This is a genomic window from Cognatundibacterium rivi, from assembly GCF_018139565.1.
Lineage (GTDB): Bacteria > Pseudomonadota > Gammaproteobacteria > Burkholderiales > Burkholderiaceae_D > Undibacterium > Undibacterium rivi.
Map to the genome: position 1 here is coordinate 263,023 of NZ_JAGSPK010000005.1, position 22,861 is coordinate 285,883.

Genomic DNA, 22,861 nt, shown 5'->3' on the forward strand with positions numbered 1-22,861 from the left:
CCGTGAATTACTTTGCTTCTACGAGTTTCCAGGCATTGGCTAACAAAGCCTTGGCCTGATCATCATATTTAGCGTCGATGAGTTTCATCTCATCATCGGTCACATCTTCAAATGCTTCTTTAATTAAATGGCGTGAACGGTCGGCAGACAATGCCAAAATCGCGCCAAATTCGTCGTACGCCAAACCAGCAAAAGCTGCCAGTGTCTTGATGCCAGCCAGTCCCAGCTTGCCAGCAGTCACACGTGTCATGCCTTCAAGGTTGATCAGTTCATCATCCATGCCTTCCAAACCTTCTTCAGAAGCAATCGCCTCCGTCAAAAGCGCATCACGCGCACGGTTACGCAATTCAGTAACTGTATCTTCGTCAAATGCCTCAATTTCCAGCATTTCAGTGATAGGCACATAAGCGATTTCTTCCAGACTGGAGAATCCTTCTTCAACCAGAATTTCAGCAACTTCCTGATCGACATCCAGCTTTTCCATGAACAAAGCGCGAATACCGGCAGTTTCCTGCTCTGCTTTGTTAGCAGACTCTTCCGCCGTCATGATATTAATTTGCCAGCCAGTCAATTCGGCTGCGAGACGTACGTTCTGACCGCTACGGCCAATAGCAATCGCGAGATTTTCTTCGTCAACCACCACATCCATGCCATGCTTATCTTCGTCGACCATGATGGACGACACATTCGCCGGTGCTAATGCACCGATGACGAATTGCGCCGGGTCTTCCGACCACAAAACGATATCAACACGCTCGCCGCCGAGTTCGCCAGTCACAGCCTGAACGCGGGAACCACGCATACCAACGCAGGTACCAATAGGATCGATACGTTTATCCGCTGTATAGACAGCGATTTTTGCGCGAACGCCTGGGTCGCGGGCTGCAGACTTGATTACCAGAGAACCCTGTTCAATTTCGGGCACTTCCAGCTCAAACAATTTCATGATGAATTCGGGTGCTGTACGGGATAAGATCACCTGTGGTCCGCGCGCATTGCGATCAATACGCAAAATATATGCACGAACACGATCACCAACACGCAGATTTTCCTTAGGAATCATCTGATCGCGTGGCAGGCGAGCCTCAATTTTACCAGACTCAACCACTGCGTCACCACGTTCCATACGTTTAATCGTGCCGGTAACAAGGGAATCGCCGCGTTCGAGGAAGTCGGCCAGAATTTGCTCGCGCTCAGCATCACGAATGCGCTGCAATACAACTTGTTTGGTATCTTGAGCAAAACGGCGCCCGAAATCAACAGACTCGATTTCTTCTTCGATATAGTCACCAATCTGAATTTCAGCGTCATCTTCAACCGCTTCAAAATGTAGAATTTCCTGATCTGGCAGCTGCAAACCAGCTTCATCAGGAACTACATGCCAGCGGCGGAAAGAGCGAAACTCACCAGTGTCGCGATCGATTTCAACGCGAATATCTACTTCACCTGGAAAACGCTTTTTTGTCGCTTGCGCCAAAGCATGCTCGAGCGCGCCGAAAACAACTTCTTCATCGACATTTTTTTCGCGTGCCAGCACATCAACCAATAACAACAAATCACGACTCATGCTTTGCGACTCCTAAAATCCACTTGTGGCACCAGGTGTGCCTTATCCACATCGGCGAGCGAAAACTCCAGCATGGCCGACCCATCTTTTACTTCAAATTCCAGCTTCAGATTATCACCTTCAGGCTCATGCAAAATGCCTTCGAAAGTTTTACGGTTTGGCGTACCGGGCAAAGGCATACGCAATTTCACTGTTGCTTTTTCACCCGCAAAACGCACATAGTCCGCAAGCTTCTTCAGCGGTCTGTCGAGACCTGGCGAAGACACTTCCAGACGATTGTAATTAACATTTTCAACCGTCAGCACATGCGACAATTGATGACTGACTTTCTCACAATCTTCGACTGTGATATTGCCCTTCTCAATGTCATCTGGCAAAAAATCAATGTACACCCTGAACAAGCCACGTTCAGCCTGCTCAAAATCCACCAGATCATATCCAGTGCCGTTGACAGTCTTCTCTATTAAATCCAACAAAACCAAACTATTCTCCGAAAGTCACAAACCTGTACGCATATATATACTCAGGCATATCAAACGATAAGACCAAAAAAAAATGGGCAACTGCCCATCTTTCTTTGTAGCGCCCGAGTCAAACAACATATCAGGCATAATCCACTAACTGCCAGATTATAAACGATTATTTACCCCGTCGCAATGGAAAACAGGGCAAAGCCACGACAACTCATACCACAAAATCAAGCGCCGCGTGAACGTCTGCGCGCCGCAATTCCCTGCCCTATCGCCTGACCACTACCTCTTGCTGTAGGCCCACGTCGCTGCTGACCAGCATCAGGGAATCCCAGCGCTGTTTGCAGCGGATCTGGCTGCCTACTACGTTTATTCCCAGCACTTCCAGCACTATTTCCGTAGTTACCAACACCGCCAGACTTATTGCCATTTGCATTGCCGCCACGACCAGCGCCATATTCACCACGTCCACCGGACATAGGGAAAGAGGATTGTTTTTGCGTAAAAGGTGTCACGCCAAACGGCACTTTATTACCATAGGTTTTGCCAGTTTTTGCCGCAGGCTTATCGGAGGCCGCTTTTTCCAGCCCGCTTAATTTCAGCAGACTGCGCACAGCATCTTCACCCAACTCCTCCCAGCGACCACGCTTCAGATTAGCAGGTAATGTCATCGCACCATACCGGGTACGAATCAGACGCGAAACAGTCAGTCCAACCGCTTCAAACATACGGCGCACTTCGCGATTACGACCTTCACCAATAATCACCCGATACCACTTATTCACACCCTCACCACCACCATCAGTGATTTTAGAGAACTGCGCCAGACCATCTTCCAGCTCAACGCCAGCCAACAAACGTTGACGCATTCCCTCTTCCAACTCACCCAAAGTACGGACTGCGTATTCACGCTCAATACCATAACGAGGATGCATCAGACGGTTCGCCAGATCGCCGGAGGTTGTAAACAACAACAATCCTTCCGTGTTGTAATCGAGGCGACCGACCGCCAACCATTTCCCGACTTTCATCGTCGGCAGACTTTCAAATACCGAATTGCGCCCCTCTGGGTCATTCGTACTGACAATTTCACCGGCAGGCTTATGGTAAATCAGGACACGCGGCGGCTTTTTACTTACCTTGCGCATAATCGGCTTGCCATTGATACGCACCTGATCTGTTGGCAATATGCGCTGACCGATATGCGCAGGTTCGCCATTCACTGAAACGCGTCCGGCAACAATCAAATCTTCCATATCACGGCGCGAACCAAGACCCGCCTCCGCCAACACCTTATGCAACTTCGGCGCATCATCATCCGCAGTTAAATCACGGCGCGCAGGCTTAGCGTTGCGACCCTTGCCCCTGGATTTATCATCGTCAGTGACATCTGCATCAAACGCTTCGGAAGTGACGAATGAAAACACATCATCCGGAGTCACTGCATCGCGGCGCCCGCCCTTCGCCTGCGGTGGACGACGCCCATTACCGCGAACGCCTGCACCAGCAGAACCAGCTTCACGCGGAGGACGTTCAGCGCGCGAAGACGATTGCCCACCATCTGGGCGATCAGTACGCGGCTTGCGCTGACGATTCTGGTTCGACGTACGTGCAGGACGCTCAACAGCATCAGGCGTAGCGGCGCCAAACTCAGCACCACCAGATACAGCTGCATCGACCGGCGCAACAACATCCAACTTGGCACGCGTTCTGCGCATATTGCGAGGACCGCGCACACCGCGTTTCACTTGCTTCCCATTATCAGCATCGCTTGGCGTCTGATCGGCTTTCACATCTTCAGGATTCATTGGATTCATTCTTTAATTCTATTTGAGGCTGCTGAAGCTGATCAGCACCCGGCTCCACATCCGGCGCCGACTCTTCGGCAGCCTGATCACTTAATTTTCCAACAGCAGAAAGCTGAACATTGACGACGTCGCCATCAACTTCCCGCTCAGACGCAACCTCATCAGAAGAGGACTGCATCAAACTTAAACTCTCTTGCGCACCTGCACTCAATTGCTCAGCAAAACCACTCAATACGGGCTCTGCCACAGATAATTCAACAGAATCATCCGAAGCATCTTTGGTAATTTGCTGCAAAGGCGGCAACTGATCCAGCGAGGCCAGACCAAGATCACTTAAAAACTGCTTGGTCGTTGCAAACAATGCTGGTCGCCCCGGAACATCGCGATGGCCAATCACTTCAATCCAACAACGATCTTCCAGTGCCTTGATCATTTGCGAAGCAACAGTCACACCGCGAATTTCTTCAATATCACCCCTCGTCACAGGTTGACGATAGGCGATAATGGCCAGGGTTTCCATCGTTGCTCTGGAATATTTTGGCGGCTTCTCAGGATTCAGGCGATCGATATAAGCACGCATTTCAGGGCGGCTCTGGAAACGCCAGCCATTCGACAGACCAACCAGTTCAATGCCCTTATCCGACCAATCAAGACGCAAATCTTCCAGCATCGATTTGATGGTATCCGCGCCAACCACATCACCTTGATCATCAGTTTCCTGAAACAGCTTTTTCATAGAATTAACTGTCAGCGGCTCAGGCGCGCATAACAAGGCTGTTTCGAGGACTCGCTTTGCCTCAGCAGTATTCATGCAAATAGTAATTACACGGGTTTAATAGATGTCATACAGCGGGACGAAGCGAGAACAAACCAGCTTCAACCCACACCTTTATGCATTTAATTTTGTCGCAACCCATTCAGGTGTCGACGCCCATCAAGCGGGCCAGATCAGGGTGTATTTTCAGGACGCAAATATTTGCACGCCCAACCCATCAAATTAGTAGATGCTAGATTGTAGTCCAGATTCAGGAAGACAATCAAAAATAAATCATCGTTCAAAGTAAAAAAAGCCACGTAATAACGCGGCTTTTTTTGTAATTCTGGTTGCGGGGGCAGGATTTGAACCTACGACCTTCGGGTTATGAGCCCGACGAGCTGCCAGACTGCTCCACCCCGCGTCTGAAGAGAAGAACTATACACGTTTTTGCTGCTTTGCGCAAATCTTTCGCCATGCGACTTCAATTACAGGTCAAAGCACGCCAAACGCACGATGAATTGATACACTGCTGAAATTGCTTAATTTTCTCGCCATTCACCATGAAATTCTGTTCCGACTGCGCGGCTCCTGTCGAGCTGAAGATACCCGCCGACGATACCCGTGAACGTTTCGTCTGCACATCTTGCGGCGCTATTCACTATCAAAATCCCAAGATGGTTGTTGGCTCCATTCCGGTATGGGAAGAAAACGGTGAATTAAAAATTCTGCTGTGCAAACGAGCGATTGCCCCGCGCTATGGCTACTGGACCTTACCGGCAGGATTCATGGAAAACAATGAAACCACCGCTCAGGCCGCACAAAGAGAAACCGAGGAAGAAGCCGGTGCCAATATCCAGCTGCATGACTTGTTTTCTATTCTGAATGTGCCGCACGTGCATCAGGTGCACCTGTTTTATCGGGCAAGCTTACTCGATCTGAATTATGCGGCTGGAGTTGAAAGTCTTGATGTGCAACTGTTTTCTGAAAAAGAAATTCCCTGGGATGAGATTGCCTTCCCTACCATCAGTTACACCCTGAAATTTTTCTTTGAAAACTATAGCCGTGCGCAGAAGGGCGAATGTTATCGGCTCTACGCCCATGACATCTTTAAACCGATGCAGCAAGAAAGCTGAGCAATAAACCAGGATAAAAATAAAGCGGAATAAAAAAGGGTGGAATTTCCACCCTTTTCTTTTTGGCTGCGCATCACGATACTGATTGGCGTTCCGCCAGCTTCTGACTGCGTAGCAAGCTAAATCACCAACTGGATTCGCGCTCTGCTGTTGATGAAATTTTATGGATAGACAAATCGGCGCCCTCGAACTCTTGCTCAGGATCCAGACGTATGCCCATGGTCTTTTTCAAAATACCGTAAATCGCATAACCACCGGAAAACGCAATCGCAATGCCAAGCAAGGTGCCAAACACTTGCGATATCAAACTGACGCCCCCCAGCCCGCCCAGCATCTTCTGACCGAAAATACCGGCAGCAATTCCGCCCCAGGCGCCACACAAGCCATGCAAAGGCCAGACGCCGAGTACGTCATCCACCTTCCACTTATTTTGTGTCCAGGTAAACATCCAGACAAAAATAGCACCGGCCACGCCGCCAGTGATTAACGCTCCCAAAGGGTGCATCAGATCAGAGCCAGCGCAAACGGCAACCAACCCAGCCAGCGGACCGTTATACACAAAGCCGGGATCATTCTTCCCCATCAGCAAAGCGACCAGCGTACCGCCCACCATCGCCATCAGAGAATTAATCGCGACCAGACCATTCATCTTATCCAGCGTCTGTGCGCTCATGACGTTGAAGCCGAACCAGCCCACCGTTAATATCCACGCGCCCAGCGCCAGAAACGGAATACTGGAAGGTGGATGCGCTGCAATCGCGCCATTTTTCATATACCGGCCGCGCCGCGCACCCAGCAACAAGACCGCAGGCAACGCAACCCACCCACCAAAAGCATGCACCACAACCGAGCCGGCAAAATCATGGAACTCTTCAGAAAATGCCGCTTTCAGCCAATCCTGGATGCCGAAACGATGATTCCAGGCGATGCCCTCAAACAAAGGATATAAAACGCCCACCAGCACCGCGGTCGCAATCAATTGCGGATAAAACTTGGCACGTTCCGCGATTCCGCCGGAAATAATCGCCGGTATCGCTGCCGCAAAGGTCAGCAAAAAGAAAAACTTCACCAGCTCAAAACCATTCTTTGCCACCAGCACTTCAGCACCGGAATAAAACTGGATGCCATAAGCGATGCTGTAACCGACAAAGAAATAAGCAATCGTCGATACCGCAAAATCGACAATAATCTTTACCAGCGCATTGACCTGGTTTTTTTTACGCACGGTACCCAACTCCAGAAACGCAAATCCCGCATGCATTGCTAGAATCATGATTGCACCAAGCAAAATAAACAAAGCATTGGCGCCATCGATTTGTACGTTCATGCTGATACCTCCCCTTAAGTGTGCACTTCTTAATTAGTTTCACACAGATAAAGCAATAAATATTCCAATTTGGTGCAAACACCTTAAGTTATTGAATTTTATGGATAATGTCAATTTAACACGCACCATGTGCAAGCATCTTACATTCATAAAAAGCGCTGTTTTAGTGCAATACCAGAAAGGATCACAATGATTCCCTGGTTAGAAGCAGAATCGCCCTTTCCAGATGCTTCGACGGCACTCACTGATCGTGACGGTGCGGCCGGTTTGCTTGCGGCGGGAGCCGATCTGTCGCCGCAGCGATTGTTGATGGCATACAAACTAGGGATTTTCCCGTGGTTTTCTGAAGGCCAGCCGATATTGTGGTGGTCCACCGACCCGCGCATGGTGCTGCAAACGTCGGACTTCAAGATTTCAGACAGCCTGAAAAAAAGTTTAAAAAAAATCCGTACCGATACCCGCTGGGAAATCCGCTTTGACTCCGCCTTTGAACAAGTCATGCGCGCCTGCGCGGCACCGCGTAAAGATGGCAACGGCACCTGGATATCCGAAGACATCGTGGCGGGATACTGCGGCCTGCATCAGCTCGGCTATGCGCACTCATCCGAAGTCTGGCTCGATGGTGAGTTAGTCGGCGGCGCTTACGGCGTTTGCATCGGTCACATGTTTTATGGCGAATCGATGTTTGCGCGGGTCTCAAATGCCTCCAAAATTGCGCTGAGTCATCTGGTATTTTTCTTACGTGAACACGGGGTGAAAATGATAGACTGCCAGCAAGAGACAGCGCACCTGGCTTCACTGGGCGCGAAACCCATTGCCCGCGCCGACTTTATCCGCTGGATAGCACAGGCAACCACACAACCGATGATCGAGGAATGGCAACCGCTGAGGGCGCTATATCAATGACAGCAAAGTAAATCACCGTGACGCAACTCAACGAACTTCCTTTTGCCAGCATACAATTTTATGCAACCGCGCCCTACCCTTGCAGCTATCTGGAAGGTTTGGAGGCGCGCTCGCAAGTAGCGACGCCAGCGCATCTGATTAATGCAGACACGTATTCAGAACTGGTCAGAAAAGGTTTCCGGCGCAGCGGCATTTTTATTTACCGACCGTATTGCGACGCCTGCCGTGCCTGCACCCCGGTCAGAGTCAGGGTGGATGAATTCAGCGAAAACCGCAGTCAGCGCCGGGCGTGGAAAAAACACGCGAATCTGACCGCACGCGTGACGACACTCGCGTATTCGCACGAACACTATGAACTGTATCAGCGCTATCAGAATCAGCGTCACGCTGGCGGCGGCATGGATACAGACAGCCGCGAACAATACGCGCAGTTTCTGCTGCAAAGCCGGGTCAATACACGGCTGGTTGAGTTTCGCGACGAACACCACGTGCTGAAAATGGTCAGCATCATCGACGTACTGAGTGACGGCCTATCATCCGTCTATACTTTTTTTGAACCGGACGACACGGCTGTCTCGTATGGCACCTACAACGTCTTATGGCAAATTCGGCAGAGCAAAGAATTAAAACTGCCCTATGTTTACCTTGGCTACTGGATTGCCGCCAGCGCCAAGATGGCTTACAAAACCAATTTCAGGCCGCTTGACGCGCTGATGCATGGACACTGGCAAACGCTGGCGGCGTAATCAGTCCGGGAAACTACTGAAAACACACTCAAAATGCTGAAAAACAGGTCAAATATACTCCCCCCAGTATTTTTTAAAGCCCACTATTTACGCTGACAATTCGGCTTTTTTCTTATATACCCCCCATTTTTTATCAATATCATGGCAAATAACTTACTTTACTCACTGGCACGTCCGCTACTGTTCGCAATGGAACCGGAAACCGCCCACCACTTTGCCTTACCTGCGCTGCGCGGACTCTGCAATCTCGGTCTTGGTGGCCTGATCAGCAAACCAGCCGCGGATGTGCGTACTGTCATGGGGGTACATTTTCCGAATCCGGTCGGGCTCGCCGCCGGTTTGGATAAAGACGGTGCCTACATCGACGGGCTCGCCGCGCTCGGTTTTGGCTCGATAGAAATCGGCACCGTCACGCCGCGCGCGCAGCCGGGTAATCCGCAGCCCCGCATGTTCCGCCTGCCGAAAGCAGAAGCGATCATCAACCGCATGGGATTTAACAACGGCGGTGTGGAAGCATTCGTCAACAACGTACAGTCGTCACGTTTTTATCAGGAAAAACAAGGTGTACTCGGGCTTAATATCGGTAAAAATGCCGACACGCCGATAGAACGCGCCGCCGAAGATTATCTGCACTGCCTGCAAAAAGTGTATCCGTACGCCAGTTATGTGACGGTGAATATTTCGTCACCGAACACAAAAAACCTGCGCCAGTTACAAGGCGCGGGCGAGTTAGACAGCCTGCTGTCGCAACTGAAAGATGCTCAGCAACGCCTGGCGGATCAGCATAAACGCTATGTGCCGGTGGCACTGAAAATTGCACCGGACATCGATGCCGAGCAAATCAAAACGATCGCCGACACCCTGTTACGTCACAAAATAGATGGAGTCATCGCCACCAACACCACCATCACCCGCGATGCGGTGCAAGGTCTGCCGCATGCAGAAGAAGCTGGCGGTTTGTCCGGCAAACCCGTGTTTGAATTATCGAATCGCGTGATCCGCGCGCTGAAAGCAGAACTCGGTGAAGAATTACCTATCATCGGCGTCGGCGGCATTTTTTCCGGCGAGGATGCGGTAGCGAAAATACAGGCGGGTGCATCACTGGTGCAACTGTATTCCGGCCTGATTTATCAGGGCCCGGCGCTGATCAAAGAATGTGCCGCCGCGCTGCACAACGTACGCTCGTATTAATTTAGAAATCATCAGACGATGTCTGATGATTGATCGTTGAGAGAAAAAATGCAAACAACACACCTCGGCAACAGTGATTTAAAAGTATCCAAAATCTGCCTCGGCACCATGACATTCGGTGAACAGAACACCGAAGCTGAAGCACACAGCCAGCTCGATTACGCTTTGGAACGCGGCATCAATTTTATCGACACCGCAGAAATGTATCCGGTCATGCCACGCGCCGAAACGCAGGGAAAAACCGAACAATACATCGGCAGCTGGCTCAAAAAATCCGGCAAACGCCGCGACATTATTCTCGCCACCAAAGTCGCGGGTCCGGCCCGTGGCATGCAATGGATACGGCAAGGTCAGAATGATCTGAATGCGGCCAATATCCGCGCCGCTGTTGATGCCAGCCTTAAACGGCTGCAAACCGATTACATCGATCTTTATCAGTTGCACTGGCCAAGTCGCAACGCACCTATCTTCGGACAAAAGCAATTTGACCCAGCGCTGGAACGCCCGCATACCGCGATTGCAGAAACGCTGAGCGTATTAGACGAGCTGGTCAAAGCCGGAAAAATCCGCGCCATCGGCGTCTCAAATGAAACCTCATGGGGTGTCAGCGAATTTATCCATCAGGCGGAAAAACTGCAGGCACCGCGCATCGCATCGATACAAAATGCCTACCATCTGATGAACCGCGCGTTTGAACAAGGGCTGGATGAAACCTGTTTCCGCGACAATGTCGGCCTGCTCGCCTACAGCCCACTGGCCTTCGGTCAGCTGACCGGCAAATATGCCGATGATCTGAATGCGCATGGCCGGTTGACCCTGTTTCCGCCAAGCTGGAGCCCGCGTTACACCCGACCGCTGGTATTGGAAACGGCGAAGCGTTATGCCGATCTGGCACGCGCGAACGGCCTGACGCCAACCCAGCTCGCACTCGCGTGGTGTTACTCACGCTGGTTCGTCGCCAGCACCATCATCGGGGCCACCAGCCTGAAACAGCTCAAAGAAAATATCGATGCGTATGAAGTGAAACTCAGCGATGAGTTGATTGCCGGGATAGAAAAAATCCACGCAGAGAGCCATAATCCGGCGCAGTGATGTAAGTCACATCAATACAAATGCTCTCACGGGCAGAGGTATTGGCACCAATACCTCTGCCCGCGCCGTTCCATCAATAAAATCAACCAAATATTTTTGAGGTAGGATGTTTCAAAAGTTATATTAAAATTGTCGGCAAACGCTGTCAGTCTCCGTGGTTTGATCGATGCCTGCGCGTTTTTTGTCAGACCAAACCAGATCCTTAGCCACTGAGGAGCGCCATCAGATGCATCAGAAAACTGATACCAATGCAAAATGGACGCACCGGCTACTAACGGTTTTATTTATATCCTTACTCGCTCTTTTTGCAATCCGCATAGCAAAGGCGGAGACGCTGGTTCTGGCTGCGGCAGATAGCCGGCCAACGGCCTACATGGAAAATGGCAAACCTGCAGGGCTATTGGTCGATATCGTTACCGAGGCGTTCCGCCGTGCTGGCTATCCAATCAGAATAGAATTAAAACCCTGGGCGCGTTGCCTTTCCGAAGCGCGCGACGGTATCGTGGATGGCGTCTTTTCTTCATTTAAATCTCCCGAGCGTGAAGCATTTCTGAATTTCACCGCCGTGCCTGTCATGACCCAGGTAGAAGCGTTGTTCGTGCGCACAAATTCCACGATCCAGTTTGACGGCGATTTATCCAAATTAGCCCAGGTAAAAATTGGCGTGATTCAGAGCACCAGCTACGGCGAAAAAATTGATGGCATGATCAATACCGGCACGTGGAATAAGGTCAGCAAAACAATCAGTATCGACTCCTTAGTCAGAATGCTGGCAGCAGAACGTTTTGATCTTGCCCCCAGCTATCGCGATGTGTTTCTGACCGCAGCAAAAAAAGCAGGCGTGGCAGATCAAGTCAGAGAGCTGAGCCCCAGCGTTGAATCGGTCCCGAGCTATCTGGCATTCAATAAGAAAAAGGATTATTCCAGAATCATCATCGCCTTCAATAAAGCCATGGAAGAAATGAAAAAGGATAAAACTCTGGATGCGATGAATGATCAATATATGAAATAGTCAGTACTTTTTTACTTGCTTTATTGATACTACCGATACAATCTGACTTAGCTGCATTTCAAATGAAAATTCCCACCATGGAAAAATCAATGCCAATCGAACTTCGTAAATGGTTTCAACTAACAATCGGCATTCTTAGTCTGTCGATGTCTGGAATATGCTGGTTCGTGATTCGTTCATATATTCCCCCATCAGCTGGCGGCGCACAAATGGCATTAAGCCTTTTATCGATGAGCTCAATCTCAGGATTTTTCCTCATTTTGGGTAAATTGATGCCTCTGTTAATCGTTAAATTTTTCCCGGCAATTGAGAACTAAGTTTGTTCAACTAGCATAAGGAGATTCAACATGCTGCGCTTGCAATCCACCCTGAGTAAATCCCTGATTTGCCTGATCGCATCAGGTGGCATCATCCTGATGTTTGCACAAAGTGCGGCACCTGACGTACCAGTCTGGAAAGTCCTGTTGTACGCATCTGGCATGATCAGCGTGCTGGCGATCTGCCTGTTATCGGTGATATTTGTGCGCGCCAGTTTCAATCAATGGAGCCTCAGACATCATGCCATCGATACAGGATGGCTTTGGTTCAATGCCAACCCGCCAGGTCTGGACGCACTCAGAAAACCGGCGGGTGCGGTGACAGAAAATAAGACAGAAAAAATTCAGTAATGTCAGAGTGAATTTTTCCTCTAATAAAAAAAGCACATTCAATGTGCTTTTTTTATTTGTCATCCCGTTACAGCAACAGCTCAGCAACAAGGAAACATTCAGTTTTTTTGCTGCCGCACCGGTAAAGGCACATTGCATAAATCTATATAAGCAGCCGGGACTTTATACCATTCGCCACCACGATTTCTCTGTGCTGCCACGATGGCTTTAAACGTCGCAGATTCAGTACGAATAATTTCCAGCTTGCTGCGTTCCGCTTCCGGCACATCAGCAGCAACTTTCATCGCAACGATAGGTGTACGTTGTTCCGGCTTTTCATAAAAGCCCAGTGCCCCTGTGCCGCGTGGCAGTGTCGTCAGCAATTCCATGCCCTGCATGACACGCCCGACCAGCGTGATATTCCTGTCCAGCTGACGCGGTGCATGGCCGGTCACCACGTACAAAGATGTGCCGCTACCGCTGTTTGCTTCATTGCCACGGGCAACGCCGACACTGGCGTAACAATGCGCCAGCCACGCTCTGCCTGTCTTAGGATCTCTGCCCGCAGCAAAGCCATTTGCGTGCCCCACCTGCGGCGCATAACCATCCGCATCCGGCAAGCGGGTAAATGGCAACTGAGCAGAATAAGGCACTGTAAATTCCGGCTCCAGATTTTTTTTCGCGGTCTTCAGTTCGCGCTTTTCATCCGGATCCGCCCATTGCACGACATAATTTTCCTGTGAACGCACTATCGCTAAACCATCGAAATAGCCTTCGCGTATCAACGTCTTGATATTCGCCGCATGTTGCGGGGCGAAATCCGGTGCCAGCTCAATCACGACACGACCTTTATCCAATTCCAGATACAAAGTGTTTTCCGGATTCAGTGGCCGCCAGTCTGCAGGTGAAGACGCCTTGATCAATTCGGGCATGGTCTTGGCCGTTTTCATCGCCACATCTTTGGCCAGCGCCGGAATTGTAAGGCTCAGCGCGGCGAGCATGGTTCCGGTAAGAACACGGGAAGCAACAACAGTACGGCGAGAAGACATAGACAGGCTCCGGAAGAGATTAAAAAAATGACTAAACCCGCCTGATGTTAATACAAAAAATATAAAAGAAATACAAAAACACACAAGACTATTTTGGATTCCACAGCCACACCTGCTGGCGGATATTGACAGGTTTGGGAATGAGTTTATTTTGATAAAACAGATCAGCGATTTCCTGCTGACGCGCAGCAATATCTGCACTGACAGGCACAACACCATAGCGACTGCGCGCCTGCCAGACTTCGATAACGGCGGGTGGCAACCCTAATTGCGGTGCGATGATACCGGCCAATAATTGTGGATTCGCTCGCGCCCACGCACCGGTCTGCGCCAACTGATTCAGAATGATATTCAGCGCAGCAGGCGATTTTTCAACAAGGTGGCGGGAGGCTTCATAAAAACTATTCGCCGGCAACAAGCCTTGATGATCAGCCAGCACGCGGACTGGCAAACTGTGCTGAACCGCTGCCAGATACGGATCCCAGATGACCCACGCATCAATACTGCCACTCACAAACGCCGCTCTCGCATCTGCCGGTGTAAGATAGACGGGCTGAATATCCTGCATGCTCAGGCCCGCTTTGCGCAGTGCGGCTAACACCAGCAAATTTGAACTGGAGCCTTTTTGAAAGGCGACTTTTTTTCCTCTTAGCTGAGCCACCGTTTTTAACGGAGAATCCTTTGCGACCACTATCGCTTCCGCAGATGGTGACGCTGGTTCAGCACCGACATAGAGCAAATCGACCCCGGCCGCTTGTGCAAAAATCGGCGGTGGGGCACCAGTCAGACCAAAATCCACATTCCCCGCATGTAAAGCCTCCAGCAATTGCGGCCCGGCTGGAAACTCTATCCATTTCACCTTGAGCTGCTGCGCACTCAGGGATTTTTCCAATGTTCCCTGCGCTTTCAGCACAGACAGCAAACCGCTACCCTTCTGAAAGCCGATACCTATCACTTTATCGTCCGCGACAGCGGTATTAACGGCGAGGAGCAGGCTGTATAAAAACAGACTCAGCTTAACTAATTTTTTCATGATGTCTCTTTCTCAGTTTTGACACTGGCTTGTGCCACACAGTTGTAAGCTTATTGCTCAGGCGCTTTCGCGTTCCACTAATTCACAAGCCAGCAAATTCAATCTTTGCAAACGCCCGGGTAAAGGAATTTCGCCCAGACTTTCCAGAATTCTGAGGGCGGCAATCTCACCAATTTCTTTCGCCGGTGGCCGTATCGTCGTCAGACTCGGCAACAACATCGAGGACATGGCATAGTCACCAAAACCAACAATCGCACATTGTTCCGGCATGCGTATACCTGCACGCTGCCCGGCAAGAATCGCCGATGCCGCCAGATTATCGTTCGCAAAAATAATCGCTTCTGCCGCACCGCGCTGACGTAATGCCAGAGCTTCCATTGCCTGCTTTCCAGCCTCAAATGGTGTAGCGGCGGTTGGTATAAACATCCAGGGTTTCAAGCCATGTTCGCGCATTACTTCAGCGTATCCATCGCGCCGGTCGATTGCACTTTCATCGCTCGCCACGCTGTTTTGTACGAACGCAATCCGGCGATATCCTTTGCCCAGCAAATAGCGTGCAGCCTGACGCCCTACTTCTGCATGAGAAAAACCGACTTGTATATGTTTGCGCCGCGGTGCGTAATCCCAGGTTTCAACTACGGGGATATTGGCTGACGCCAGCAATTGCCCGGTTGCCTTGCTGTGATACTGACTGGTGACCGCCAGCGCCGCTGGCGACCATCCGAGAAAAGTACGTACTGCACTTTCTTCCTGTGCTTCAGAAAAATAGCTCGATGCCAGCAACAGCTGATAGCCATGCGCCGTCAGCACATCACTGAAACTCTGTATGGTATTGGCAAAAATTGGGCCGGAAATATTTGGTATCACCATGCCGATAATTCGCCCGTGGGTAGAAGCTAATCCTCCGGCGACCAGATTCGGCACGTAGTTCAAAGCGCTGACTGCAGTGCGGATACGCGCTCGCAAGGCTTCCGACACCATGTCGGGTTGCTTGAAATAGCGCGACACGGTAATTGAGCCGACGCCAGCGGCTTTAGCAACATCGTGTATGGTCGCGCGGCCTGAGCCACGTCGTTTTCGGGTTCCGTTTTCCTGCGTCATTTCTGCATATTCTCAAAAGACATTTAGATGCTTGTTTTAATTCTTTGACTTGGATATCGCCATCAAAGAAACTAAAAATGGTATCGGTACCATACAAATTCTAACAGCACCGATGGCAGCAGCGAAGTCGCATTTCCTTCGTTGCTTATTACCGATTCAACTAAGAGGCCGTTGCATAGCAAGACTACTGTCATCACAAACGAAAAGGGTGTGCACGCAGACCATCAACGCAGCAACGCTTTGCAGAATGGCATTTACAAAGATTGAGGGATTAAAGGACTACCATGAAGATCAATACAAAAAACAAATTATTGCAGCGGCGCCGTGCTCAGCAACTAGGCAGCTTGCTGAGCGTTGCCGCAATTTCTATCAGCACCGCTGCTGCTGAAAATGCGGCACCTCCGGCAAGTGATGATCAGGCGGGTCTGCCATCTGTCACAGTGACAGCTACACGCAGAGAAGCGAGTTTACGTTCGGTGCCTATTGCTGTATCGGTACTCAACGGCGACCTGCTTGAACAAGCGAATCGCAACAGCATCGACAGTATTGCCGCAGAATTACCGAGTGTGAATTTCCGTCAGCAAGGCGGCAATAAAGACAGCACTATCTTCGTCCGCGGGATAGGCACGATTTCTACATCACCCGGCGTTGAACCGACTGTTTCCACCGTCGTGGATGGTGTCGTCTTTGCTCGCCCGGGGCAGGCCACGCTGGACTTACTCGACATCGATCGCATCGAAATATTGCGTGGCCCGCAAGGCACCTTGTTTGGCAAAAATGCGTCTTCGGGTGTGCTCAATGTCGTCAGCCGCAAACCTGGTAAAGACACTGCCGGTTTCATTGATGCCTCGTATTTTGAAGGCAATGAAAGGCGCTTGCGGGCAGGTATTTCCGGCACGCTGGTACCGGAAACAGTACGCGCCTCGCTAACTGCGCTGGACACGAAATATGACGGTAACGTCGATAACGTCGCCAATGGGAATAAGGTGAATGGATTCGAACGTCAGGGCTTACGTGCGAAAGTGCTGGTAACGCCGAACAGCGACCTTGATATCACGCTGGTTGCCGACTATCTGCGCTCCAACAGTTCACCGACATTCGTCGCCTACAAATCTACCAGCGCACCATTTTCACAAGCGATTGCACCAGTGATCGCGAGTACAGAAAACCGTCAGATCCGCACCGATATTCCAAGCGACATCAGCGATTTCAACAAAGGAGTTTCCGCACAGATTGATTGGCGCAACCAAGGTTACACCCTCACCTCCATCACCGCAGCACGCCAGTGGGACAATGAACAGCACACGACCACATCGGCCATCGGCAACAGTGCAGATATCAGTCGTATCAGCGCTGCTTTTCCGGCGACGCGTGATATCGGCACGCTGCATTACCGCCAGTTTTCACAGGAATTACGGCTGGCCTCACCTAAAGACAGCGTCGTCGATTACGTCCTCGGTGCTTATTATCTGCATGGCAAAGATGAGGAAACTTATCAACGTATCGTCACAACGTCAGCAACGTCGATCAATTCCGGCTTTGCACCGTATAGTGTGACGAGCGATAGCTATTCCCTGTTCGGCGAAGGCAACTACCTGATCAGCGACGGATTGAAAGCAATCGCTGGTGCGCGCTGGACACGTGACGAACTTTCTTACAACCATGCCCGCACCTCAACGCAGGCAACAGCATTTGCCGGCGTACAACCGGCCACCAGCAATGCCGGATCAACATCCGAAAGTGCATGGTCAGGACGCACAGGCTTGCAATATGATCTGAGCAAAGACATCAGCACGTACGCGACCGTGTCGCGTGGCTACAAAGGCCCGGCTTACAATGTATTCTTTAACATGCTCAATCGCGACACACTCGCGCTGAAACCGGAAACATCCGACTCCTATGAAATTGGCATCAAGGCCATCGGTTTCGATAAAAAATTGAGTGTAAATCTGGCCGCATTTCAAACCAACTATAAAAACTATCAGGCGAATTTTTATGACACCGTCGCCGGTGCAGTCGTCACCCGCCTGATCAATGCGGGCGAAGTATCGACGCGTGGCGTGGAAATTGATGTTGAAGCACGCCCTGTTACCCGTTTAAATCTGAGCACATCGCTGGCTTATATCGATGCCAGAATTGATCAGTTCAACTGCCCTGCGGCAGCCGCAGCTTCCTGCACACTGAATGGTCAGACCTTACCGTTCTCACCGAAATGGAAAAGCTTCAGTCGTGTCAGCTATGGCATTCCACTGGCCAATGGCTTGCATCTGGAGCTGTCTGCTGACTACAGCTGGCAAAGCAAAGTGCAGTTTGATTTATTCCAGTCGGTTAACACGATACAGGGGAGCGTCGGTTTGATTAATGCGAGCATCGCCTTATCTTCATCCGACAATGGCTGGCGCATTGCGTTGATAGGAAAAAATCTGAGCGATAAGAGTTACGCGACGAATCTGGTCAACAGCAGCGGCTACGTCACCCGTGCAGTCCCCCGCGACGATCAACGCTATTTCGGCATCACGGCCAGAAAGGATTTCTGAAATCATGACAAAACGCGAACTGAAACTCGGCGCATTTTTACTTCATAACGGGCATCATGTTGCCGCCTGGCGGCATCCGCAGGCCGATACCGGCGCAGACCCGCTCAGGCTGTACCAGCATCTGGCAAAAACTGCGGAACGTGCTTGCTTTGACGCCGTCTTTTTCGCTGATAGCGTTGCGCTGACCAGCGGCGTCGGTGGGCTGGAGCCATTGACCTTGCTCTCTGCGATTGCCGCCGTCACCGATCGCATAGGACTGATAGGCACCGCCACTACAACATACAATGAGCCCTATCATGTCGCCCGCAAGTTCGCCTCGCTGGACAGAATTTCCAGGGGGCGGGCTGGCTGGAATCTGGTGACCTCGGATAATGCCGCCGAAGCAGCTAATTTTGGCCGCACAGAACATGTAGGACATGCAGAGCGCTATGAACGTGCAAAGGAATTTCATCAGGTAGTACAAGGTTTGTGGGATAGCTGGGAAGACGATGCGATTCTGAACGATAAACAAAATGCTATCCAGTTTGATCCGCAAAAACTGCATACCTTGCAGCATCGCGGCAAACACTTTTCTGTCGCAGGGCCGCTCAACGTCAGCCGCAGCCCGCAGGGAAAGCCGATTACTGTGCAGGCAGGTGGCTCGGAAACCGGAAAGAATCTGGCCGCTGAAACTGCCGACGTGGTTTTCACTGCACATCCCACGCTCGCCTCAGCGCAAGCCTTTTATCAGGATCTGAAAGCACGAGTGGAAAAAGCCGGACGTCATCGCGATGACTTGAAAATCATGCCCGGGCTGTTTCCTGTCGTTGCAAAAACACAGGAAGAAGCACAACAGAAATTTCAGCTGCTGCAATATCTGGTCACACCGAAAGATGGCATCGCCCTGCTGGGAAGAATGATAGGTAATTTCGACCTGACACCTTATTCTGTCGATGAACCCTTGCCGGAATTGCCGCTCACAGATAACGGTCAGCAAAGCCGCCAGAAATTATTGACGCAGCTGGCTCAGGGTGAAAATCTGACGATACGTGAACTGTATTTGCGCATCGCTGGCGGGCGCGGTCACTTCACACTGATAGGCACACCGGAACACATCGCTGACCAGATACAACTCTGGTTTGAAAATGGTGCCGCAGATGGATTCAACATCATGTCGCCATATCTGCCCGGCGGTCTTGAAGATTTCACAGAGTTGGTTGTTCCCGAATTACAAAGACGCGGCTTATTCCGTACCAGTTATGCCGGAACCACTTTACGCGAACACCTTGGTCTGAATTTTCCGAAAAACCGGTATGCGAAATAACTGAGTTCAATACGTCTTGTATTTTTTATGCGACAAAGATGCTGGATATTTTTGTCGCATTTTTTCTTCTGAAAATTGCGCTGCTCAGTTTTACTGGTGACGAAGCCATCGGAGAAATTAGCCGACGCTGAATCATATATGCAAATTAAAAAATATTAGTTCCTCGCTTTTCCTTTCGAAGATTAAATCTCATTTGAACATCAAACCGCATGCAACCAGGAGCCTGGTCAGACTGAAATCTGCCGACTCCATCTCTAATGAGACTTTTATGAAACACGCAAAATTACAATTCAACGTATTGGCATTGAGTCTGCTGACGGCGTCCACGGCCTTCGCTACCGATGGCTATTTTTCTCATGGCTACGGTGTCAGAACTCAAGCCACTGGCGGCGCGGGCATCGCGTTGCCACAAGATAGTCTGGCAGCAGCAAGTAATCCTGCCGGCATTGCATGGACAGGAAACCGTATTGACGGCGGTCTCAGCTGGTTTAGTCCCAACCGCAGCACCGACATCACCGGAAACGGTGTTCCCGGAGTCAATGGTAGCTACGACGGAAATGATAAAAAGAATTTCTGGTTACCCGAATTGGGCTACACCAGACAGTTGAATCAGGATGTCAGTGTTGGTATTGCGGCTTATGGCAATGGCGGCATGAATACCGATTATGGTAAAAATCCTTACGCCGGATTTGGCAGTAAAGGCAGCGCTGGCGTTAATCTGGAACAGTTGTTTATCTCGCCGTCACTGGCTTACAAAGTCAATGAGCAGCATGCGTTTGGTGCAACTATCAATTTTGCTTATCAACGCTTTTCAGCGAAGGGAATCAGTGCTTTTTCGTCGGCCTCTATCGACAGTAAAAACCTGACCGACAATGGCAATGACAGCGCAACTGGCTGGGGACTGCGTCTGGGCTGGAGCGGACAGATCACACCCGAGCTGACACTGGGTGCGACCTGGGCATCGAAAGTCAAAACAGGTAATTTTGAAAAATACCGTGGCTTGTTCGCGCAAGGCGGCGGTTTTGATATTCCGGGAAATTACGGTATTGGTCTGGCATACAAAGTACATCCGCAATTAACACTGGCCGCCGATCTGCAAAAAATCAAGTATGGCGATATCAGCGCCATCGCCAATCCTTTAGCCAATTTATTTGCTGGAAATGCACTGGGCTCAGAGAAAGGGGCAGGCTTTGGCTGGCGCGACATCACTGTCGTCAAACTGGGAGCCGTCTATGATTACAGCAAGGGTCTGACCCTGCGTGTTGGCTATAACCACGGTGGCCAGCCTGTTCCCGCCAGCGAAACTTTTTTCAACATTCTCGCACCGGGAGTGGTGCAGGATCATCTGACGCTGGGCGCCACATACAAAGTGGCGAATGGCGGCGAGTTGAGTTTTTCATTTACGCATGGCTTCAAAAAGACCGTCAATGGCAGTAATTCCATCCCCGCATCTTTTGGTGCTGGCAATGCCAATGTCTCTCTTAGCGAAAATATAGCCGGTGTCGCTTACGGCTGGAAATTCTGACCATATCTGAGGTTACGGGCTGAGATCGCTGCTTCAGCGCATGAAGCCATCCTGAATAGCTGCTCACAAGGATGGCTGCATGTATTGTTACTACCGACGATTTACCACATCACGAATTACTTAACGTTAACATCTTTTTACTCCGCCTGAGTCAGGGCATGTCGAGTAAACGCATTGTTGCTTACTGCCAGAAATATGACATTCAAAAAATACATCTGCATTGCCCTTTCCGGGATTGCCGCATCGGTTTGCCTTACCCAGATCAACACAGCTTTCGCCATCGACAACAGAATTGACCAGATACGTCCGGATGCACCGGAACTGGCTGCGTATGGCCGCTATCCTGTCGGCGTGACGACACTACAGGTCAGCAATCCGGGGCAACTGGATATTCTGAATGCGAAACCAGGTGAGCCTGTTCCTCGCTATAGCCGGCCGTTGACACTGGAAATCTGGTATCCGGCAGTCGCAGCGGATCATTCTCCATCGGCGACAACATTCCGTACGTTTTTACGTGATGGAAAAACAGAGGTGACATTGACAGGAAAAGCGGTACGTGATGCCGCAGCCGAAAAAAATGCAGGTGCATTTCCGTTAGTGATCGTCTCTCATGGTTATCCGGGAAACCGCTTTCTGCTGAGTCACCTGACAGAAAACCTCGCTAGCAAAGGTTATGTCGTGGTAGCCATCGACCATACCGACAGCACGTTTCACGAGTTTAAAAATTTTTCCAGTACTTTATTAAATCGCTCTCCCGATCAGTTATTCGTATTAAATCAGATGGCGCTGTTAAACGAACAGGATAAAACCGGGAAATTAACAGGAATCATTGATGCCGGTAACACCGCGTTGATTGGCTATTCCATGGGTGGTTACGGTGTACTCAACAGTGTGGGTGCTGGCGTCAGCGCGAAAAGCGTCAGTGCGCCAACCGTGCCTAATGGAGCGCTGCAGAGTCGTGCGGCAAATGATCCGCAGTATCTGGCATCGATTGACAAGCGGATTAAAGCGGCAGTCGCATTTGCTCCCTGGGGCTGGAATGCAGGCTTATGGGATACGCAAGCGCTGGCCGCCATCAAAACGCCGCTCTTTTATATTGCAGGCAGTGCTGATGATGTCTCCGGTTATTCGCCCGGCGTGCGTAATCTGTTTGAATCCAGCATCAATACAGGGCGCTATCTGCTGACGTTTGAAAATGCCAATCACAGTGCAGGCGCACCTATTCCTGCCCCAAAGGAATCATGGCAGGCGGTGCCGACACTGAAACGCATTCCAGCTGAGAGTTATATCGATGCAGTGTGGGATAACACCCGGATGAACAATATCTCCCAGCATTTTGTCACTGCGTTTCTCGGAAAATATCTGAAACATGATGACAGCATGGATGCTTTTCTCACGCTGACCGAAAATGCCAAAGACGGTAAGTGGAGCACTGATGAAAGTGGTAACAAAAAACCTGACCATACGTATTGGAAAGGCTTTCCGGCCCGCACCGCGGTTGGATTGAAACTGGAATATCTGCCAGCGGCAACATCGCAAAAAACGAAATAAAAAAGCCGTATCCCTGAATGACACCGGGATACGGCTTTTTCACAGCGGCAATCTAAATTGACTGATACCGCGACACTGATTTGTCAACGGCATTCAGTCCTATTCG

20 protein-coding genes and 1 tRNA gene are annotated in these 22,861 nt (G+C 50.4%); 12 read left to right on the plus strand and 9 right to left on the minus strand.

All coding sequences use genetic code 11. From position 1 onward, the window contains the following. Positions 1 to 7: 7 nt before the first annotated feature. The 5 genes from nusA to KDM87_RS14655 form a co-directional block, all read right to left on the minus strand. The gene (gene nusA / locus KDM87_RS14635) at positions 8 to 1,567 is read right to left on the minus strand and encodes a transcription termination factor NusA (protein ID WP_186885703.1); all 1,560 of its coding nucleotides are present in this window, start codon (positions 1,565 to 1,567) and stop codon (positions 8 to 10) included. Continuing rightward, complete coding sequence (gene rimP, locus KDM87_RS14640) at positions 1,564 to 2,049, minus strand: ribosome maturation factor RimP (protein ID WP_212679765.1); 486 nt, start codon at positions 2,047 to 2,049, stop codon at positions 1,564 to 1,566. The genes nusA and rimP overlap by 4 nt, the downstream gene beginning before the upstream one ends. Positions 2,050 to 2,264: 215 nt before the next feature. After that, positions 2,265 to 3,854, minus strand: a complete 1,590-nt coding sequence (locus KDM87_RS14645; RefSeq protein WP_212679766.1) for a pseudouridine synthase — start codon at positions 3,852 to 3,854, stop codon at positions 2,265 to 2,267. Further along, positions 3,835 to 4,656, minus strand: coding sequence for an SMC-Scp complex subunit ScpB (gene scpB, locus KDM87_RS14650; protein WP_212679767.1), 822 nt, complete (start codon positions 4,654 to 4,656; stop codon positions 3,835 to 3,837). The genes KDM87_RS14645 and scpB overlap by 20 nt, the downstream gene beginning before the upstream one ends. A gap of 290 nt (positions 4,657 to 4,946) precedes the next feature. After that, positions 4,947 to 5,023, minus strand: a tRNA-Met gene (locus KDM87_RS14655). Positions 5,024 to 5,162: 139 nt separating this feature from the next. On the opposite strand from KDM87_RS14655, the gene KDM87_RS14660 reads away from it, so the two are divergent. Beyond that, positions 5,163 to 5,735 (plus strand): NUDIX hydrolase, encoded by a 573-nt coding sequence (locus KDM87_RS14660; protein ID WP_212679768.1) that lies wholly within the window; start codon positions 5,163 to 5,165, stop codon positions 5,733 to 5,735. 124 nt (positions 5,736 to 5,859) lie between these two features. Here the strand turns inward: KDM87_RS14660 and KDM87_RS14665 are convergent, their stop codons facing one another. Further along, positions 5,860 to 7,062, minus strand: coding sequence for an ammonium transporter (locus KDM87_RS14665; protein WP_212679769.1), 1,203 nt, complete (start codon positions 7,060 to 7,062; stop codon positions 5,860 to 5,862). Between the two features lie 189 nt (positions 7,063 to 7,251). Here KDM87_RS14665 and aat point away from each other — a divergent pair, with 189 nt between their 5' ends. From aat to KDM87_RS14700, 7 genes are all read left to right on the plus strand, one after another. Next, complete coding sequence (aat, locus tag KDM87_RS14670; RefSeq protein WP_212679770.1) at positions 7,252 to 7,968, plus strand: leucyl/phenylalanyl-tRNA--protein transferase; 717 nt, start codon at positions 7,252 to 7,254, stop codon at positions 7,966 to 7,968. Positions 7,969 to 7,985: 17 nt separating this feature from the next. Beyond that, positions 7,986 to 8,714, plus strand: a complete 729-nt coding sequence (locus KDM87_RS14675) for an arginyltransferase (protein ID WP_212679771.1) — start codon at positions 7,986 to 7,988, stop codon at positions 8,712 to 8,714. A 141-nt stretch (positions 8,715 to 8,855) separates the two neighbouring features. Then, positions 8,856 to 9,905: a quinone-dependent dihydroorotate dehydrogenase gene (locus tag KDM87_RS14680; protein WP_212679772.1), complete on the plus strand. Its 1,050-nt coding sequence runs from the start codon at positions 8,856 to 8,858 to the stop codon at positions 9,903 to 9,905. 48 nt (positions 9,906 to 9,953) lie between these two features. Next, positions 9,954 to 10,997, plus strand: a complete 1,044-nt coding sequence (locus KDM87_RS14685; protein ID WP_212679773.1) for an aldo/keto reductase — start codon at positions 9,954 to 9,956, stop codon at positions 10,995 to 10,997. 226 nt (positions 10,998 to 11,223) lie between these two features. Beyond that, positions 11,224 to 12,009, plus strand: coding sequence for a substrate-binding periplasmic protein (locus tag KDM87_RS14690; protein ID WP_212679774.1), 786 nt, complete (start codon positions 11,224 to 11,226; stop codon positions 12,007 to 12,009). Between the two features lie 62 nt (positions 12,010 to 12,071). Next, entirely contained in the window at positions 12,072 to 12,326 is a 255-nt protein-coding gene (locus KDM87_RS14695; RefSeq protein WP_212679775.1) for a hypothetical protein, read from the plus strand. A 30-nt stretch (positions 12,327 to 12,356) separates the two neighbouring features. Next, positions 12,357 to 12,677 (plus strand): hypothetical protein, encoded by a 321-nt coding sequence (locus KDM87_RS14700; RefSeq protein ID WP_212679776.1) that lies wholly within the window; start codon positions 12,357 to 12,359, stop codon positions 12,675 to 12,677. A 98-nt stretch (positions 12,678 to 12,775) separates the two neighbouring features. On the opposite strand, the gene KDM87_RS14705 is transcribed toward KDM87_RS14700, so the two are convergent. The 3 genes from KDM87_RS14705 to KDM87_RS14715 form a co-directional block, all read right to left on the minus strand. Beyond that, positions 12,776 to 13,705: a peptidylprolyl isomerase gene (locus KDM87_RS14705; RefSeq protein ID WP_230407800.1), complete on the minus strand. Its 930-nt coding sequence runs from the start codon at positions 13,703 to 13,705 to the stop codon at positions 12,776 to 12,778. An 88-nt stretch (positions 13,706 to 13,793) separates the two neighbouring features. Further along, a complete protein-coding gene (locus KDM87_RS14710) occupies positions 13,794 to 14,738 on the minus strand; it encodes an aliphatic sulfonate ABC transporter substrate-binding protein (protein WP_212679777.1) in 945 nt (314 codons plus the stop codon). A 57-nt stretch (positions 14,739 to 14,795) separates the two neighbouring features. Beyond that, positions 14,796 to 15,839, minus strand: coding sequence for a LacI family DNA-binding transcriptional regulator (locus KDM87_RS14715; protein WP_212679778.1), 1,044 nt, complete (start codon positions 15,837 to 15,839; stop codon positions 14,796 to 14,798). A 284-nt stretch (positions 15,840 to 16,123) separates the two neighbouring features. Between KDM87_RS14715 and KDM87_RS14720 the strand changes: the two genes are divergently transcribed. The 4 genes from KDM87_RS14720 to KDM87_RS14735 all read left to right on the plus strand — a co-directional run bounded on the left by KDM87_RS14720 (position 16,124) and on the right by KDM87_RS14735 (position 22,755). Then, positions 16,124 to 18,376 carry a TonB-dependent receptor gene (locus tag KDM87_RS14720; RefSeq protein ID WP_212679779.1) on the plus strand — a complete coding sequence of 751 codons (2,253 nt, stop codon included), beginning with the start codon at positions 16,124 to 16,126 and terminating at the stop codon, positions 18,374 to 18,376. A 4-nt stretch (positions 18,377 to 18,380) separates the two neighbouring features. Then, positions 18,381 to 19,679, plus strand: coding sequence for an LLM class flavin-dependent oxidoreductase (locus KDM87_RS14725; protein WP_212679780.1), 1,299 nt, complete (start codon positions 18,381 to 18,383; stop codon positions 19,677 to 19,679). Positions 19,680 to 19,947: 268 nt separating this feature from the next. Next, positions 19,948 to 21,204 carry an OmpP1/FadL family transporter gene (locus KDM87_RS14730; RefSeq protein ID WP_212679781.1) on the plus strand — a complete coding sequence of 419 codons (1,257 nt, stop codon included), beginning with the start codon at positions 19,948 to 19,950 and terminating at the stop codon, positions 21,202 to 21,204. 195 nt (positions 21,205 to 21,399) lie between these two features. Then, positions 21,400 to 22,755: an alpha/beta hydrolase family protein gene (locus tag KDM87_RS14735; protein ID WP_212679782.1), complete on the plus strand. Its 1,356-nt coding sequence runs from the start codon at positions 21,400 to 21,402 to the stop codon at positions 22,753 to 22,755. The last annotated feature ends 106 nt before the right edge of the window (positions 22,756 to 22,861 follow it).

What these genes read in the sequence shown, in the direction of transcription:
- nusA (WP_186885703.1), bottom strand. Translation starts at nt 1,567, where the DNA reads ATGAGTCGTGATTTGTTGTTATTGGTTGATGTGCTGGCACGCGAAAAA.
- KDM87_RS14645 (WP_212679766.1), bottom strand. Translation starts at nt 3,854, where the DNA reads ATGAATCCAATGAATCCTGAAGATGTGAAAGCCGATCAGACGCCAAGC.
- scpB (WP_212679767.1), bottom strand. Translation starts at nt 4,656, where the DNA reads ATGAATACTGCTGAGGCAAAGCGAGTCCTCGAAACAGCCTTGTTATGC.
- KDM87_RS14660 (WP_212679768.1), top strand. Translation starts at nt 5,163, where the DNA reads ATGAAATTCTGTTCCGACTGCGCGGCTCCTGTCGAGCTGAAGATACCC.
- KDM87_RS14665 (WP_212679769.1), bottom strand. Translation starts at nt 7,062, where the DNA reads ATGAACGTACAAATCGATGGCGCCAATGCTTTGTTTATTTTGCTTGGT.
- aat (WP_212679770.1), top strand. Translation starts at nt 7,252, where the DNA reads ATGATTCCCTGGTTAGAAGCAGAATCGCCCTTTCCAGATGCTTCGACG.
- KDM87_RS14680 (WP_212679772.1), top strand. Translation starts at nt 8,856, where the DNA reads ATGGCAAATAACTTACTTTACTCACTGGCACGTCCGCTACTGTTCGCA.
- KDM87_RS14685 (WP_212679773.1), top strand. Translation starts at nt 9,954, where the DNA reads ATGCAAACAACACACCTCGGCAACAGTGATTTAAAAGTATCCAAAATC.
- KDM87_RS14690 (WP_212679774.1), top strand. Translation starts at nt 11,224, where the DNA reads ATGCATCAGAAAACTGATACCAATGCAAAATGGACGCACCGGCTACTA.
- KDM87_RS14695 (WP_212679775.1), top strand. Translation starts at nt 12,072, where the DNA reads ATGAAAATTCCCACCATGGAAAAATCAATGCCAATCGAACTTCGTAAA.
- KDM87_RS14700 (WP_212679776.1), top strand. Translation starts at nt 12,357, where the DNA reads ATGCTGCGCTTGCAATCCACCCTGAGTAAATCCCTGATTTGCCTGATC.
- KDM87_RS14705 (WP_230407800.1), bottom strand. Translation starts at nt 13,705, where the DNA reads ATGTCTTCTCGCCGTACTGTTGTTGCTTCCCGTGTTCTTACCGGAACC.
- KDM87_RS14710 (WP_212679777.1), bottom strand. Translation starts at nt 14,738, where the DNA reads ATGAAAAAATTAGTTAAGCTGAGTCTGTTTTTATACAGCCTGCTCCTC.
- KDM87_RS14715 (WP_212679778.1), bottom strand. Translation starts at nt 15,839, where the DNA reads ATGACGCAGGAAAACGGAACCCGAAAACGACGTGGCTCAGGCCGCGCG.
- KDM87_RS14720 (WP_212679779.1), top strand. Translation starts at nt 16,124, where the DNA reads ATGAAGATCAATACAAAAAACAAATTATTGCAGCGGCGCCGTGCTCAG.
- KDM87_RS14725 (WP_212679780.1), top strand. Translation starts at nt 18,381, where the DNA reads ATGACAAAACGCGAACTGAAACTCGGCGCATTTTTACTTCATAACGGG.
- KDM87_RS14730 (WP_212679781.1), top strand. Translation starts at nt 19,948, where the DNA reads ATGAAACACGCAAAATTACAATTCAACGTATTGGCATTGAGTCTGCTG.
- KDM87_RS14735 (WP_212679782.1), top strand. Translation starts at nt 21,400, where the DNA reads ATGACATTCAAAAAATACATCTGCATTGCCCTTTCCGGGATTGCCGCA.